Source organism: Pseudoalteromonas sp. L21, from assembly GCF_021728035.1.
Classification (GTDB): Bacteria; Pseudomonadota; Gammaproteobacteria; order Enterobacterales; family Alteromonadaceae; genus Pseudoalteromonas; species Pseudoalteromonas arabiensis.
In genome coordinates, this window is record NZ_JAKKCV010000004.1 from 151,444 (window position 1) to 166,820 (window position 15,377).

At 39.8% G+C, this 15,377-nt stretch carries 14 protein-coding genes; 7 read left to right on the forward strand and 7 right to left on the reverse strand.

What is annotated here, in order from left to right:
- Positions 1 to 98: 98 nt before the first annotated feature.
- Positions 99 to 1,103 carry a DUF3080 family protein gene (locus L3V41_RS12490; RefSeq protein WP_237127853.1) on the reverse strand — a complete coding sequence of 335 codons (1,005 nt, stop codon included), beginning with the start codon at positions 1,101 to 1,103 and terminating at the stop codon, positions 99 to 101.
- A complete protein-coding gene (locus L3V41_RS12495; RefSeq protein ID WP_062569196.1) occupies positions 1,096 to 2,451 on the reverse strand; it encodes an MATE family efflux transporter in 1,356 nt (451 codons plus the stop codon). The genes L3V41_RS12490 and L3V41_RS12495 overlap by 8 nt, the downstream gene beginning before the upstream one ends.
- 97 nt (positions 2,452 to 2,548) lie before the next feature.
- Between L3V41_RS12495 and L3V41_RS12500 the strand changes: the two genes are divergently transcribed.
- Entirely contained in the window at positions 2,549 to 3,175 is a 627-nt protein-coding gene (locus L3V41_RS12500) for a riboflavin synthase (RefSeq protein ID WP_062569195.1), read from the forward strand.
- Here L3V41_RS12500 and L3V41_RS12505 read toward each other — a convergent pair.
- Positions 3,172 to 3,375, reverse strand: a complete 204-nt coding sequence (locus tag L3V41_RS12505) for a CPXCG motif-containing cysteine-rich protein (protein WP_062569194.1) — start codon at positions 3,373 to 3,375, stop codon at positions 3,172 to 3,174. The genes L3V41_RS12500 and L3V41_RS12505 overlap by 4 nt on opposite strands.
- A 214-nt stretch (positions 3,376 to 3,589) precedes the next feature.
- Positions 3,590 to 4,450: a fructosamine kinase family protein gene (locus L3V41_RS12510; protein WP_062569193.1), complete on the reverse strand. Its 861-nt coding sequence runs from the start codon at positions 4,448 to 4,450 to the stop codon at positions 3,590 to 3,592.
- Between the two features lie 111 nt (positions 4,451 to 4,561).
- Between L3V41_RS12510 and L3V41_RS12515 the strand changes: the two genes are divergently transcribed.
- Complete coding sequence (locus tag L3V41_RS12515; protein ID WP_193988877.1) at positions 4,562 to 5,257, forward strand: DUF445 domain-containing protein; 696 nt, start codon at positions 4,562 to 4,564, stop codon at positions 5,255 to 5,257.
- A gap of 41 nt (positions 5,258 to 5,298) precedes the next feature.
- Here the strand turns inward: L3V41_RS12515 and L3V41_RS12520 are convergent, their stop codons facing one another.
- Positions 5,299 to 5,655: a DUF3718 domain-containing protein gene (locus L3V41_RS12520; protein ID WP_062569191.1), complete on the reverse strand. Its 357-nt coding sequence runs from the start codon at positions 5,653 to 5,655 to the stop codon at positions 5,299 to 5,301.
- Between the two features lie 342 nt (positions 5,656 to 5,997).
- On the opposite strand from L3V41_RS12520, the gene L3V41_RS12525 reads away from it, so the two are divergent.
- From L3V41_RS12525 to L3V41_RS12535, 3 genes are all read left to right on the forward strand, one after another.
- A complete protein-coding gene (locus tag L3V41_RS12525) occupies positions 5,998 to 6,783 on the forward strand; it encodes a hypothetical protein (protein ID WP_062569190.1) in 786 nt (261 codons plus the stop codon).
- A 111-nt stretch (positions 6,784 to 6,894) separates the two neighbouring features.
- Positions 6,895 to 8,277: an amidohydrolase gene (locus tag L3V41_RS12530; RefSeq protein ID WP_193988876.1), complete on the forward strand. Its 1,383-nt coding sequence runs from the start codon at positions 6,895 to 6,897 to the stop codon at positions 8,275 to 8,277.
- A gap of 11 nt (positions 8,278 to 8,288) precedes the next feature.
- The gene (locus L3V41_RS12535; protein ID WP_193988875.1) at positions 8,289 to 9,515 is read left to right on the forward strand and encodes an amidohydrolase family protein; all 1,227 of its coding nucleotides are present in this window, start codon (positions 8,289 to 8,291) and stop codon (positions 9,513 to 9,515) included.
- A 90-nt stretch (positions 9,516 to 9,605) separates the two neighbouring features.
- Here the strand turns inward: L3V41_RS12535 and L3V41_RS12540 are convergent, their stop codons facing one another.
- Both L3V41_RS12540 and cspD read right to left on the reverse strand, forming a co-directional pair.
- Positions 9,606 to 11,828 carry an NADP-dependent isocitrate dehydrogenase gene (locus tag L3V41_RS12540; protein WP_237127854.1) on the reverse strand — a complete coding sequence of 741 codons (2,223 nt, stop codon included), beginning with the start codon at positions 11,826 to 11,828 and terminating at the stop codon, positions 9,606 to 9,608.
- A 435-nt stretch (positions 11,829 to 12,263) separates the two neighbouring features.
- The gene (cspD, locus tag L3V41_RS12545; protein WP_062569186.1) at positions 12,264 to 12,479 is read right to left on the reverse strand and encodes a cold shock domain-containing protein CspD; all 216 of its coding nucleotides are present in this window, start codon (positions 12,477 to 12,479) and stop codon (positions 12,264 to 12,266) included.
- A gap of 209 nt (positions 12,480 to 12,688) precedes the next feature.
- Between cspD and clpS the strand changes: the two genes are divergently transcribed.
- Positions 12,689 to 12,997, forward strand: coding sequence for an ATP-dependent Clp protease adapter ClpS (clpS, locus tag L3V41_RS12550; RefSeq protein ID WP_193988873.1), 309 nt, complete (start codon positions 12,689 to 12,691; stop codon positions 12,995 to 12,997).
- 70 nt (positions 12,998 to 13,067) lie between these two features.
- Positions 13,068 to 15,332 (forward strand): ATP-dependent Clp protease ATP-binding subunit ClpA, encoded by a 2,265-nt coding sequence (gene clpA, locus L3V41_RS12555; protein ID WP_237127855.1) that lies wholly within the window; start codon positions 13,068 to 13,070, stop codon positions 15,330 to 15,332.
- The last annotated feature ends 45 nt before the right edge of the window (positions 15,333 to 15,377 follow it).

The window sequence follows — 15,377 nt, forward strand, 5'->3', positions numbered from 1 at the left end:
GTTGTCTGTTTGGCTAAACAACGGAGGCTAATATATAGCGACTAGTTGTGTGAATCAAGCAGGTTTAGCTATTTTTGTGTTAAGTGCTGTTTTTTTATTCATAACGGACTAATTTCACACTCTTTATAAAAGTTTTGCCACCATTGTACGTGGCTCTTTGCTGATTGCTTTAGCTGCTCTAAAATAGCATGTTCGCCAGAAACAGATACATAATGATGCATTGAGGTATCATCCCACACTTGCAGGTAAAGTGGTTGTAGAGCTTCTAGCTTACCTGTCAAAAATGACTGATAGGGCTGTAGTTGCTGCAAATAAAACTTTTTAAAGATATTACTTAATGTGCGTGCTTTTTGTTTATTTTTATTGAGAGGGCATAACTCGTTACTTGAAAACTGAGTTAAAAGTTTTGTTAGTTGGTTATTATAACTAATCTGTGTCCTTGCTGCTGATATTAAAAGTTTATTGTAATTGAACTGGTTCAAAACCTGTAAGTTTTTAACAATTGACTCAGTATCTACATTTTTTACATTATCTGAATTTATCTGCTTAGCAAGTTTGGCAAATTCTTTCATCGCCTGTTCTGTTTCAGTAAAACCCGCGGTATCTTCTGCAAGGTGTACAGATGTTAGCTGCCAAGTTTGTTTAAATTCTGGTTCGTTGTTGAGCATAGCTTTAAAAAAAGTAGGCAGGGCGATTGTTTTTTGCTCTGCTGTGAATGCTATTTTTTTATAAAGCTCATCATTTTGCTCAAGGGTTGCTAAGCAAGTATTTGCACTTTGTATAAAATCTATTTGGTATTTCAATATATTTGCAGCTGAAGCGGTTTTGCCAAGTTGATTGTTGTGTTCAGCGATGAGGGTTGCAAGTTTACACTGTTGAAGCTGAGCAAGCTCAAGCATGCCAATGGTGGTACTATTATGTGCGTCGACTTTGTCATGTTGAACAGGGAAAGTCGTCGGCTTTTTTAGCTCAAAATCGTTAAATTTAAGAACATTGTGTAGCCTCTGTGCATAGGTTTGATTTAGTTCTCCCGAAGACTCAGAGCAAGCAACGACGAGGAAGCTCACCGTAATCACAGTGAGCTTCAAAAAAATTTTAGGCATTTTTAAATGGTGCATGGTTAAATCGCCAATGTACTGTAAACATCAACATAATAGCTGCAGCACTTAAACCTACAATAATTCCAATCCAAAAGCCGTGTGGGCCCATTGCTGACACTATTAAATCTGTACGAGCAAGTACGTAGCCAAGAGCAAAGCCGATCAACCAGTAAGATATAAAGGTGATATAGCCAATGGGGGCAGTGTATTTTAATCCTCGCAAAATACCATTAGCCGATACCTGTAGTGCATCAGGTAATTGATAGATACAAGCAAGCACCATGATTGATGAAGCAAGCGCGAGCACTTCAGGGTTATCAGAATATAATTGACTTATCACATCACGTGCAAAAAAAGTGACAGTGGCTAATATAAAGGCAATTATTGCGGCTAAAATATAGCTGGTTTTAACAGCATTTTTTAGTTGATCATAATGCTTTTGGCCAAATAGGTTTCCAATGCGAATACTAATCGCAATAGATAAGCTCAGCGGCATCATGAATAACAACGTTGTGACACTGGCAGCAATTTGGTGACCCGCTACAGCAACAGCCCCTAGATGCGCTATGAATAAAGGAATACACGCAAATAGAGTCACTTCAAAAAAAGTTGCCAATGAAATTGGAATACCCACTTTTGTAATTGTCCACATAGTCGTTACTTTAGGTAAGGCAAAGTTTGCTAACAATGATTTGGCATTAATTTTTTTACTGAAGTGGCAGTATATAACTTGTGTTAACGCCATTGCGCTGAATACTAGGGCGGTCGCGATGCCACAACCAGCACCGCCATAGGCCTCAAAGCCTAATTTTCCATGAATGAATATATAATTAGCCGGAATATTCACTGCTAAGCCAATTAAACTGATATAAAAAGCTGGCTTAGTCATGCCCATACCTTCGGTTATATTCCGGTATACGCTAAATAGTAAAAAGCCAAAAATCCCCCACTTAACAAAATAAATGTATTGCTCTGATAGGGTTAAAATTGCAGGTGATGTATTTAACTGAACCAGCACTATGTCGGTAAGGCTGGCAAGCCCCAGTCCAATAACACTCAATACCAGCGCTAGGTATAAGCCTTGTTGAAAATAATGACTAATCCCTTGTTTGTCGTTGGAGCCAGCAAATTGAGCAATAATCCCCGTAAGGGCTAATAGAATGCCTTGTAATGCCAGCATTAGTGGATTCCAAATACCTGTAGCGATAGACAATGCAGCGAGATCAGTCGCACTAACTTGCCCTGCCATAATAGTGTCTACCACCGTCATCAAAATAAGGGTAACTTGTGCCAAAAATACAGGGATGGCTAGAGAAATTAACCGTTTGGCTTCCCAACTACAAAAAGACATAAAATACACGACTAAATAAACAGGCAGCCATTGTAATCTATTCATAGATCAATAAAAATCGCTGTTACTTATTTAGTGAAGAAAAGAAGGTACATCTATGTTTACCGGAATTGTACAGACCCAAGCGTTAGTTGAACATATAGCAAACCAAGAAGGTGTTTTAAGGCTTACTTTAAAAGTTAAGGACGCTTATGCTAATAACCTAGCAATTGGTGCAAGTATTGCTATCAATGGGTGTTGTTTAACGGTTGTAAAGTTTGAAAAGGTATCACAAGAAAACACCATAATTAGTTTCGATGTAATAGATGAAACCCTTAAGTTAACCAATTTAGGCCTTTTAAAAGTAAATGATATGGTCAACTTTGAACGTTCTATGACCTTTGGCACAGAACTTGGTGGTCATATAGTGTCTGGTCACATTCATACCATGGCGGAAATTTTAGCTATTGAACATACACAAGATAACTGCAAAATCCAATTGGCAATACAAAGCACTTGGCAAAAGTATGTTTTATATAAGGGCTTTGTAAGTGTAAATGGCGCAAGTCTTACAGTAGGAGAGGTCGATGAGAAGGGCTTTTGGTTGCACCTTATCCCAGAGACTCTCGCTATTACAAATTTAGATAGATATAGTGTTGGTGATAGGCTCAATATCGAAGTTGATCAGCAAACCTACACTATCATCAACACTGTTGAGAACTACTTGGCTCGGCAAGCAAATTAAAAAATTTGTTCATCATCACTATCAACATGCAACTCTAGTTTGTTCTGTGCGTAATCTATATGCATATTTAAATGAATAGGGTTGCAGCATGCACTGCAATCCTCATAGTAATCTTGGTCACCATCACTGGCATCTAGTGCAACATGAATATGGTGACCGCAATGAGGGCATGAAATACGTTGTGTGAAATGATTTTTCATCAGCTTTTACCTTAATCAGGCATGCCTGAATTAGTTAAATTGCAATCTTTATTAAACTCTAACCCATCAAAAATGAATTTATATTTAATACGATTGATATAACTTACTAGCCAGCTAATAAACAAGTGGCTAGCACCTGTATTTGAACATGTTCTAAGGCAAATTATAGTTCTGATTTTGCATTTATGACATTTGCTTTACAGCGGCAAGGAGATTATTTAAGGAGTAAATTAATTTGTTGTTTAGCTTCAGTCAGATAGTGACCAGCAAAAATATTCGCATTATTTAAAATAGGGTAAAGTTGATAAATTTGTTTGCGTTGCTGATAACCATTTTGTAGCGGGTACTGGCTATCGTATGCACTGTAGAACGCGTCTGGGAGCGGGGCGAATAACTCACTCATGGCAATATCGCATTCCCGATCACCATAATAACAGGCAGGATTGTAAATGCTTGGAACAGCATGAATAAATCCCATGTTCCTGCGCCAAAAATCACCGTGTAGCAAAGATGGCTCTACTAGATGGCCGTGTAGCATGTCTTTTATAAAAGCAATAAACATATCTTGATTAACGAGCTCTATACCTTTTTCTTGAAGCAATTGAAGTTGCCAACCAATGCGCTCCTCAGCAAAAAATACATCCCACTTTTTATGCCATCTATTCGGTTGCACTGTCGGACCTAAAAAGTTGTCATTATCATAGCCAAACATGGCTTGTGTGTGTTTTTTATGTAAGTTTGCTAAGTGTTCCCCCATAATGTGCCAACAATCATGAGGTTGTTTGTCGTGTTCAAGCCACTCAAGCACTATAAATGAAAACTCAATATTACTGCCAACTGTGATGCAGTCGGGAATCATGAACAGGCTTTCTTGGGTTAGAAGTTTAAGATTAAATGCTTCACATTCGAGGCGATCTAATTCACTGACATGTGCAACTTTGACAAAGTAACGATGTGAATCATTGGCAAGTTCAAAGTATTTATCGTTATTAGGTGATTGCAATTGGCGTTTGAAAGTATGTTTAAAGTCAAAGTGCATTGCTTGGCTGATTTGCTCATTCACTGAATTCCACATAGGTTTTGCTCACCTTTTGACCATCTAATTAAACTATGGCAAAAAGACAATGAATTAACAAACCCATAGCGTTAATATTATCAAGATTAATAAGATTTTCTGGGGAATTGAATGAACAAAAGTCTTGTGACTAATCTTGTCGCTGCGATTTTAGTATTGTTGGGCTTCTTGCTAGACAATGAAATTGTTTTATCAGTGGGTTTATTTGCCTTGTCGGGCGCTGTAACAAACTGGGTTGCAATTCATATGTTGTTTGAAAAGGTCCCGTTTTTATATGGTTCCGGTGTTATAACAATTAAATTTGAATCGTTTAAAGTGGCGATTAAAAACTTGGTTATGACAGAGTTCTTTACTGAGCAAAAAATTGACCAAGTAATGGCAATGGCAAAGCCCAATATTGACCTTGAGCCTGTGATAGCACATGTGAACCTGAGCCCCGCTTATGACTCATTAATCGAAGTGATTGAAGCTTCTCAATTTGGCAGTATGTTAGGAATGTTCGGTGGCCGAGAGGCTTTAGAGCCAATGCGTGAGCCGTTCATCGTGAAAATGAAAGAGGCGGTGATTGACATTTCACATAGTGATGAGTTTAAAGCGATTTTAGATGAAAAACTGTTTGCTAGTTCGCATATTGGTAGCTCACTACATACGACAGTTGAAGCGCTAGTGGATGATCGTTTAAATGAGCTTACACCCACAATGGTAAAAAATATTATTCAAACAATGATTAAAGAGCATTTAGGTTGGTTAGTGATTTGGGGGGGCGTTTTTGGAGGCCTATTTGGCTTACTAGCAGCACTTATTTAAAGGTGAGCAACAGGTATATAAAAGCTGTTGCTCAGTGGCTTTTATTTAGAGCCGGCAATAACAATAACAGTGTCATCAGTTGTTTTTGCCAAGTCATGAATGCTTGTTTGGGTCGATTCTAATTTTAGATACTTTGCTGTCTTATTGAAGCCATAGATACTCGCAAATTTTGCAGTAGACATATTATTACATAGAAGCTTGTCTGAAATTACACGCCTATTGATGCCTAAGTCTCGCATTTTATGCACAAGATCTAAACGATTGTTTGACGCAATTGCCATACACGTTTGCGTGCCAGGCGAATCATCTGCAGCTACAAATTGCGCTGCACTTGTATCAAAAGTAATCACTGATGAGCCAATAATAAGCGCTGTTCCAAGTGTTGTTAACGTATTCATATTTCTCTCCGGTTGATGTCTTAGCGATTAAAGGGTTTGAATGTTTATCCCATTTGGTTAGAACACCTTAATTATTAACGTATCTTTATCTGGTTGCTGTTAATGAAAATCGATAAGATGTAAGTAAGTATGAAGATATGTATAAATTAAACTAACCCACTGAAAAATTAGTATATTAAGTATTACTTTTGACACAATTAACGAAAAGTATTTCTGCCTTTGAATTGAAAAAGCGAAATGGCGATGGGTTTAATGTATGGTTTTTACTTCATACTTACATTTGAGTATTTACACTAGCGCTAAATCAGTTTTACAACGCCGATTAAAACGTGAGGAGAATAAGTGACTAAAAAACTATCTGGCTATTATCAACAAGCTTATGCAGTAAACTCAAAACACTTTAATCAGTGTTTCTACTGCGGCTGTGAAGCAACTGAGCGTGATTATTGTCCGCCACTGCATATGCTGCAAAGTATTGTTGATCTAGGAGAGGACGCTGAGTTTATCTCTATTCCAGCCTGCTATGAATGCTTTGCGTTACTGCATAATGAACGTGTACTCACTATTGATGCACGTTTTGTAAAAGTGAAAAAGAAAATAACAACCAAGTACGCTAAGGCACTACGCATTTTCCATATGTGGCATGAAAGTGAACTTGATGATATGAGTGATGAGTTTGTTCATAGTATTCGGGCCGGTATGAAGCTAGGTGCAGAGGCGGCTGAGCGTTTAGCTTTTCAAGGTTATAGTTACGCGACTGAAGATGCCAGCGTTACTGTACGCGAAAAACGTGCAGAATTTGATGTCCAAGGTAAGACATTTTATGACTTTAAAGACGCACTCAATTATTGCATTAATGATCTAGGTGTCGATCGAAGTGAATTTTATAAGCTGGTGGTAGAAGATTATAACGGTGATTTTAACCGTGCTTTAAGCCAATACAGGCATCGCCATGATAGAGTAACCGCTGCCAGTGACGCAGACACCTTAATAAAAAGTTTTGCTAAGCAACACAAACAAAACTCTGATTTTGTTACCCGAACAGTGAAACATTTCATCAATAAAGATCCAACGTTAACAACTGAAGGGGCATTGGAGCAGCTTTATATTAACTATATAAAAAAGTAGTCTAGCTCAGGTTCGTTATTCATCTTAATAAATGGTGATTAGCCTCTTTTGTTCGCATTAAAATTAACATTTAGTTAAAGTAAATGAATAATAAAAAGGAGAAACAACATAATGCAAAAATTTGCTCCATCAGTGTTGGTCATTGCGCTTGGTGTCGTGTTAGCCGGCTGTCAAGATAATGGCCCACAAGACCCAAGAGTCTCAATTAATAAAAATCCATATCCAAGCACTTATAAGCCACTTGCTTCAACGAGTACCCTTATCACCAATGCGACTGTATTAACAGGAACCGGTGAGCGTTTAGACGAGGCTGATGTCTATTTTGTTGACGGTAAAGTACAACAAGTTGGTAAGGGGTTAAGTGTTCAAGCTGATATAACAATTGATGCACAAGGTAAATGGGTAACACCTGGGATTATAGATGTTCACTCACATTTAGGTGCATACCCAACCCCATCGGTGGCATCTCACCAAGATGGTAATGAAATGACCAGCCCTGTGACTGCAGAGGTGTGGGTTGAGCACTCTGTTTGGCCACAAGACCCTGGTTTTAATCGTGCTCGTGAGGGCGGTATTACGTCATTACAAATTCTACCAGGCTCAGCAAACTTGATTGGTGGTCGTGGTGTAACCCTTAAAAATGTTCCTTCGCATACAATGCAAGGTATGAAATTTCCTGATGCACCCTATGGTTTAAAAATGGCGTGTGGCGAAAACCCGAAACGTGTTTATGGTAGCAAAGGTGTTTTGCCATCTACGCGTATGGGGAATATGGCAGGGTATCGTACAGCATGGATTGAAGCCGCTGAATATAAACGTCAATGGGATAAATACGACAGTGATTATGACGCGGGTAAGAACCCAGAAGTACCACATCGTGATATTAAGCTAGATACCCTAGCAGGTGTACTTGAGGGCGACATACTCATTCATAACCATTGCTATAAAGCAGAAGAAATGGCCATGATGATTGACCTTGGCAAAGAATTTGGCTATCACTCAGGTACTTTCCATCACGGTGTTGAAGCATACAAAATAGCTGATTTACTCGCTGAAAACGGTAACTGTGCAGCACTTTGGCCAGATTGGTGGGGTTTTAAGATGGAAGCCTATGACATGGTTCAGGAGAACGTGGCAATTGTCGATGCAGTTAAAAACTCATGTGCTGTTGTTCATTCAGACTCGGATACTACCATTCAACGTCTAAACCAAGAAGCTGGTAAAGTTATGTATCGCGCAAACGATGTTGGTTATGACATCTCTGAACAACATGCAATTAAGTGGATCACCTCAAATGCGGCTAAATCGCTGGGTATCGATGACAAAACAGGATCACTTGAATCTGGTAAACAAGCTGATGTTGTTATCTGGAATCAAAACCCATTTAGTGTGTATGCAAAAGCTGAGCAAGTATTTATCGATGGTGCCAAAGTTTATGATCGTAACGATGATAAATACCAAGCACAAAGTGATTTCATGCTAGGTCAAAAATAGGAGTAACATTGATGACAAAATTAACTAAATCATTAAAGCTGTCACTTGTTGCTGCTGGCTTATTTTCTGCGACAGCAAGTGCTGCATCTGTGGCAATTGTAAATGCAACATTACACACTTCAACAGAGCAAGGTGTGCTAGAAGGCGCAAGCGTTGTTATTGATGGTGACAAAATTGTTGCAATTAACCCGACATCTATCAACGCAGATACAACTATTGACGCAAAAGGCCAAATCGTAACTGCTGGGTTTATCGGCACAATGAACCAACTTGGCTTAGTTGAGGTGGGTGCTGTTGCAGGCTCACGTGACGGAAGCGATGATAAAGCAACTATCGATTTTGACCCAAGTCTTGCGTTTAACCCACGTAGCAGCTTAATTCCTTATGCCCGCAAAGGTGGCATTACTCAAGATGTAATTGTCCCTAATGGCGGTGAAAGTATCTTTGCTGGCCTTGCATCTGTGGTTGATTTATCGGGTAGTTTTGAAAGTGTTAATAAAAAGCAAGTTGCACTTGTTGTTCACCTAGGTGAAAAGAGCAAGGGCTCTCGTGCAATGTCAATGAAAACACTTATCGATAAGCTTGAAGGTGAAAAGTCAGCTAAAAAAGATGACAAAAAAGAGCCTTCAACAGAGCAAAAAGTGCTAGCAGCAGTGCTTGCTGGTGACATGCCGCTGATTGCCAGTGTTCAACGCGCGTCAGATATTTATTCACTTGTTAAGCTAAAAGAAACCTATGGTATTAATTTAGTGATTCATGGCGGTGATGATGCTGTTGTGGTTGCGGATACGCTAGCAAAAGCTAATGTGCCCGTGATCATCAGTTCAATGGCTAACTTACCAGGGAGCTTTGACTCATTACATGCAAACCTTGCTAATGCAGGTAAGCTTGAAAAAGCCGGTGTCAAAGTGATTATTGGTGTTGCCGGTGACTCAAGCCACAATGTATACCAATTACGTTTTGATGCAGGTAACGCTGTATCTTACGGTATGACTCAACAGGGTGCTTTGAGTGCAGTAACGAGTAATATTGCCGATGTATTTGGGCTGAATTCCGGTGTTATTGCAACAGGTAAACGTGCCAACCTCGTTATGTGGTCTGCCGATCCTTTTGAGCTTAACTCACACGTGAGCAAAATGTGGATCAATGGTGAAGAGGTTTCTACCGAAGCGCGTCAAGATAAACTACGTGAGCGTTACACAACAGATTCAGCTATGCCTCGAGCTTATACAAAATAAGCGCATTAGCTAACAAACTAAAAAGGCCGCAATGCGGCCTTTTTCATATCAGTTAAAGGCGCTTATCAAGCGCCTTATAACAGATTAAAACTAAACTAACTTAGCTAAAATATCATTAAATGTCGTGCTTGGACGCATTGCTTTGAATGCCGCATCGTCATTTGGCTGATAATAACCACCCACATTCATCGCAGGGCCTTGCGCATCGTTTAACTCTTTAACGATTTGGTCTTTTTGAGACTCAAGATCAGCAGCGATTTGTGTGAACTGTGATTTTAATTCTGCGTCATCATCTTGTGCAGCAAGTTCTTGTGCCCAGAATAATGATAGGAAGAAGTGTGAACCACGGTTATCAATCTCTTTCACTTTACGCGAAGGTGATTTGTTTTCAGCAAGGAAAGTACCTGTTGCTTTGTCTAGCGTATCAGCAAGAACTTGTGCTTTCTTGTTACCAGTATTAACCGCTAGGTGCTCTAAAGAAGCAGCAAGTGCTAAGAATTCACCTAATGAATCCCAACGTAAGTGGTTTTCTTTTTCGAATTGTTGAACGTGCTTAGGCGCTGAACCACCTGCACCCGTTTCGAATAAACCACCACCATTCATAAGAGGTACGATAGACAGCATTTTCGCACTGGTACCAAGCTCAAGAATTGGGAACAAGTCAGTTAGGTAATCACGCAAAACGTTACCCGTAACAGAAATTGTGTCTTTACCTTCTTTGATGCGCTCTAATGAGAATTGAGTTGCTTCTAGTGGCGCAAGAATACGAATGTCTAGACCATCAGTATCATGGTTTGGTAAATATGCATTCACTTTTTTGATTAACTGTGCATCGTGTGCGCGGTTTTCGTCTAACCAGAAAACTGCTGGCGTGCCTGTTGCGCGAGCACGGTTAACTGCAAGCTTAACCCAATCTTGAATTGGTGCATCTTTCACCTGACACATACGCCAGATATCGCCTTGCTCAACAGCGTGTTCAAGTAACGTGTTGCCATTTGTGTCAACAACACGAATAGTACCGGCGTCAGCTACTTCAAACGTTTTATCATGTGAACCGTACTCTTCTGCTTTTTGAGCCATTAAGCCAACATTAGGCACGCTACCCATTGTTGATGGATCGAATGCACCGTGTTCTTTACAGAAGTCGATAGTTGCTTGGTAAACACCTGAGTAACAACGATCTGGAATGACAAAGCTCGTGTCTTGTAATTTGCCTTCGCTGTTCCACATTTGACCGCTTGAACGAATTGCAGCAGGCATTGACGCATCGATGATCACATCACTTGGAACATGAAGGTTAGTGATACCACGGTCAGAGTCAACCATCGCAATAGCTGGGTTGTTGTCATAAACTGCTTGGATATCAGCTTCGATTTCTGCTTTTTTAGCAGCATCTAAACTTTCAATTTTAGAGAAAACATCGCCAAAACCGTTGTTTACGTCAACATCTAGCTCTTTGAAAAGATCTGCGTGTTTTGTAAATACGTCTTTAAAGAATACTTTAACAGCGTGACCGAAGATGATTGGATCAGACACTTTCATCATCGTTGCTTTCATGTGTAATGAGAACAACACGCCTTTGTCTTTTGCTGCTTGAATTTCTTTTGCAAGGAAAGCTTGAAGCTTAGCAGCACTCATGCGAGAAGCGTCAATTACTTCACCCGCGAGTAATGGTGTGCTTGCTTTAAGAACGGTGATATCACCATTTTCAGCAACATGTTCAATACGTACATCAGTTGCTTCTGCTACCGTTACTGATTGCTCTGAACCAAAGAAGTCACCGTCTTCCATGCTTGCAACGTAAGATTGAGAGTCTTTGCTCCATGTACCCATTGAGTGTGGATTATTGCGAGCATACTCTTTCACTGAGCTTGGTGCGCGGCGATCAGAGTTACCTTCACGAAGTACAGGGTTTACAGCACTGCCTTTAATTTTGTCGTAAATTGCTTTAACTTTTTTCTCTTCGTCTGTTTTTGGCTCAGAAGGATAGTCAGGCAGGGCATAGCCTTTTTCTTGTAGCTCTTTGATTACGGCACGTAGTTGTGGAATTGACGCGCTGATATTTGGCAGCTTGATAATGTTTGCTTCAGGTGTTTTAGCCATTTCACCTAATTCAGCTAGGGCATCATTAATGCGTTGCTCTTCCGTTAGGTATTCTGGGAAGCTAGCAATTACACGGCCCGCTAATGAAATATCACGCGTCTCAACTTCAACACCAGCTGCGTTAGTGTAAGCTTGGATAATGGGTAACAATGAATATGTTGCCAATGCTGGCGCTTCATCTGTTTTAGTATAGATAATTTTTGATGTCATCATCATTCCTAGATAGTTGGCGTAATGGTTGGTTAAGCTGTGGACAGCCCCCCTTAATTAGCCATATTCAACAATGCAAATTTACTGCTATAAAATAGCAATCAGTCTGTTAGGTGTTACTACTTAATATTAGCTATCAAAATAGTCACAACTGACAGACTGTAAGATTTTTTTAGCTTAATAGCTGACAAAATAAAATTAGCCATTAGCCTTAGTCAAAATTGACTAAATCGCTAAATTTAAGCAACAAGAGTGTAACAAGCTTGACTCTAAAGGGCTAATAACAATTCAACAATTTTGTCGTCAAATAGCTATTAATGAAAGTAGAAGTGGGGTTGAAAAATAGATTTTCAAGGTCATATCAGAAACATTAGGGGAGAGAAGTAAGCGAGGATCTTAACAAGGTCGCTCGCTTGGTACTCGAACAGGTTTTACCTAAGATAGCTCATCGTTAGGGGCAATATTCGTTGCGTGTAACCCTTTTGGACCTTGTTGCAATTCGAATGTTACATCTTGACCAGCTTTAAGTGTTTTATAACCGTCCATTACAATCGTTGAGTAATGAGCGAATATATCAGTCTCGCTGCCGTCTTCTACGATGAAGCCAAAACCTTTGGCATTGTTGAACCATTTGACTTTTCCACAAGCCATACTTCTACATCCTTCTATAAGTTGACTAATTTAGTTATTCTAAACCGTGTAATTTGCTAGACTGACTAAGGTTTAATCAATCTATCTTTGACTGTAGTTTATTTAGTCAATCAGTCAAGTGTTTTGAACTATTTTTTAACAATTTATTTATTTTTTTATTCAAGTTTGCTTGAGTTCTAAAGACAAGACTATATTTAATTATGAGTGGCATGAAAGATTCTGGTGTTATTGAAACGGTTCGCGATAGTGAGAAGCAAAAACTGCAACCACCGCGAAAATATAAAGTCATTTTGAATAATGATGATTACACGCCTATGGACTTTGTGATAGAAGTACTAATGACGTTTTTTAATATGGATAGCGAAAGAGCAACAGATGTGATGCTTCAGGTTCATCATAACGGTAAAGCAATTTGCGGTGTTTATAGCGCCGATGTTGCACATACCAAAGCTGAGCAGGTTAATCGTTACGCACGCGATAACGAGCATCCACTGCTATGTAGTTGTGAGCAGGAATAAATACCAAGGTAGGGTGAACATTTAGCCCATCACAACGGTATATAAATATTATCTCAGTAAGGGGTTGCCAATGCTAAACAAAGACTTAGAACTAACCTTAAATGCGGCGTTTCGCGAAGCGAGAACACGCCGCCATGAATTTATGACCGTCGAGCACCTTTTACTTGCACTGCTCGATAACCCTTCTGCTGGAGAAGCGCTCAATGCGTGTGGCGTAGATATGGGCACTTTAAAAGTCGAGTTATCTGAATTTATCGATGAAACGACGCCTGTTATTCCTGATTTAGAAGAAGACCGTGAAACACAACCAACGTTAGGTTTTCAGCGCGTTCTGCAACGTGCTGTATTCCATGTACAATCATCAGGTAAAAATGAAGTTACTGGCGTCAACGTGCTGGTGGCTATCTTTTCTGAGCAAGAAAGCCAAGCCGTCTATTTACTGAAAAAAGCGGATGTAAATCGTCTTGATATAGTCAACTTTATCTCTCATGGTATTTCCAAAGCTGATGATGAAATTGGCGGTGAAGACCATGATGATATCCATGAAGAGGTACAAGAAGTTCAAGGTGAAGAGCCGACTAAGCTCGAGAACTTCACAACAAACCTCAACCAACAAGCGGTTGATGGCAATATTGATCCACTGGTTGGGCGAGACAGTGAAGTTGAGCGTACTGTTCAAGTTTTATGTCGTCGTAAGAAAAATAATCCGCTGCTTGTTGGTGAAGCTGGGGTAGGTAAAACGGCCATTGCTGAAGGTCTTGCTTATCGTATTGTCAACAAAGAAGTGCCTGAAGTAATTGCTGATGCGGTTGTTTATTCACTTGATATGGGTGCATTACTGGCCGGTACAAAATACCGCGGTGATTTTGAGAAACGCTTTAAATCACTGCTCAAAGAGCTGCAAGCAAAACCTGGGTCTATTCTATTTATCGATGAGATTCACACCATCATCGGTGCTGGAGCGGCATCAGGTGGCGTAATGGATGCTTCTAACCTAATTAAACCGCTACTTTCAAGTGGTAAACTGCGATGCATGGGCTCTACCACTTATAACGAGTTTAAAAATATCTTTGAAAAAGATCGTGCACTAGTACGTCGTTTTCAAAAAATTGATGTTCTTGAGCCAAGTGTTTCAGACACCACTAAGATTCTTAATGGTTTGAAAGAGCGTTATGAAGAACATCATGGCATTCGTTATACACAAAAAGCGCTCAAAGCAGCTGCAGAGCTAAGTGCTAAATATATTAATGAACGTCACTTACCAGATAAAGCGATTGATGTTATTGATGAGGCAGGAGCCAATCAGCGCTTACAGCCTATATCAAAACGTAAGAAAACGATTGGCGTATCCGATATTGAACTGATCGTATCGAAAATGGCACGTATTCCACAGCAAAGCGTGTCTTCAAGTGATAAAGAGACGTTGAAAAACCTTGACCGTAACTTAAAAATGTTAGTGTTTGGACAAGACCAGTCAATTGACGCGCTCACCTCTGCTATCCGTTTATCTCGTTCAGGTCTTGCGAATGAAGATAAACCAGTGGGCTCGTTCTTATTTGCTGGTCCTACGGGGGTTGGTAAAACAGAGGTGACTAAACAACTAGCTAAGTGTATGGGCGTTGAGTTTATTCGCTTTGATATGTCTGAGTATGTTGAGCGTCATGCAGTTAGCCGTTTAATTGGTGCGCCTCCAGGTTATGTCGGTTTTGAGCAGGGTGGTCTATTGACTGAAGCGGTTATCAAAAACCCCCATGCAGTGGTGCTGCTTGATGAAATTGAAAAAGCACACCCTGATATTTACAACATCTTGTTACAAGTTATGGACCACGGTACATTAACTGATAATAACGGCCGCAAAGCTGATTTTAGAAATGTTGTATTGGTGATGACCACAAATGCAGGTGTGCAAGAGACAGTGCGTAAATCAATAGGCTTTACTGAGCAAGATCACTCACACGATGCAATGAGTGAAATTAACAAGGTATTCTCACCAGAATTTAGAAACCGTTTAGATAATATTATTTGGTTCAACCATCTTGAGAAAGAGGTGATCCTTCAAGTGGTTGATAAGTTTATTGTTGAATTACAAGCACAACTTGATAAGAAATCAGTTAATTTGGAGCTGACTTCTAAGGCACGAGAGCTGTTAGCTGATAAAGGCTACGACAAAGCTATGGGGGCGCGTCCGATGGCTCGCGTTATCCAAGAGGAGCTTAAAAAGCCACTTGCTAATGAAATATTATTTGGTGAGTTATCAGATGGGGGCTCTGTCAAAGTCTCTGTTAAGGATAAGAAAATTCACTTTGAATATGAAACAAGCTTAGAAACAGCCTAAAACAGGCAACAAAAAGCCCAGCAAATGCTGGGCTTTTTGTTTATT